This is a genomic window from Pseudoalteromonas sp. MMG007, assembly GCF_018100985.1.
Classification (GTDB): Bacteria; Pseudomonadota; Gammaproteobacteria; order Enterobacterales; family Alteromonadaceae; genus Pseudoalteromonas.
This window is the reverse complement of sequence record NZ_JAGJEI010000042.1, coordinates 1-1,131: the sequence shown is the minus strand read 5'-3', so window position 1 is coordinate 1,131 and position 1,131 is coordinate 1. Positions and strand designations below refer to the sequence as shown.

At 49.4% G+C, this 1,131-nt stretch carries 1 protein-coding gene; it reads right to left on the bottom strand.

Annotated elements, in window-relative coordinates:
• The coding region (locus J8L71_RS18320) for an Ig-like domain-containing protein (RefSeq protein ID WP_211001796.1) at nt 1–1,131 on the bottom strand (1,131 nt) is incomplete at both ends.

Sequence of the window (1,131 nt, the reverse complement as noted above, 5' to 3'; positions counted from 1 at the left end):
TCTGTGCCCGTGCCGGTATTGCCTGCTGCATCGGTAATGCTGGCGCTAACACTGTAGTTGCCTTCAGCTAACTCAGTTGTTGGAGTAGCACTCCAGTCACCATTAACATCCGTTTGCACATCAATGGTTTGAACTGCATTGGCCGCATCCGTAAAGGTGACGGTGATGGTGCTGTTAGGCGCATCACTGCTGCCTGTCACTGTTGGGGTACTGTCGTTGGTGAGTGCTGGTGCATCCACGCTCACACTTGGTGCGGTGGTATCGATGTTACCGCTACCGGTAATATCATTGCTGTTACCTGCGACATCGCTAATACTTGCTTCGATGCTGTAAGGGCCTTCAGCTAATGCAGTCGGTATTTCTACTGAGAAGTTGCCATCAGCATCCACTGTGGTGGTGAACGTTTGCTCGGCCCCTAAATCATCCGTTACGGTAAAGCTGATCACTGTGCCCTCAGGGGCATCACTGGTACCGCTTAACGTTGGGGCTACGTCGTTACTTGAACCTGGGCTGGTTAACTCAAGTGTCGGTGCAACAGTATCTACTTCTCCTGCGCCGGTGGCCGTCGCGGCATTACCCGCCGTATCGCTTACGCTTGCACTTACTGTATAACTGCCTTCAGCAAGTACTTGTGAGGCGGCCACACTCCAGGTGCCATTAGCCCCGAGCGTAGTTGTAACCGTATGAGTAACGTTATTGCTGTCGGTGATTTCAACTGTCACAGTGCTACCTTGCGGTGCGTTCGCGGTACCAGTGATCGTTGGAGTGGTGTCATTCGAAACATCTAGATCACTTACTGCTATATTAGGAATCGTAGTATCAATGACGCCATTTTCTACTGCTGTGCTTGTATTACCGCTTCCATCAGTAACACTCGCCGTAACCTCATAGTTGCCTTCAGCTAAATCAACAGGCGCTTCTATACTCCATACACCGTCTGTAACCGTTGTTGTTACGGTGGTGGTGTTATTCGCACTGTCTGTAAAGCTTAAACTTACGGTTGTGCCATTAACCGCACTGCTAGTACCACTTACATTAGGCGTTGTATCATTTGTATCCATTAATGCGTTGATATTAATACTGGGCGCATTCGTATCAAGCGTTGCGGTTTCACTTAATGTGGTGGTGTTA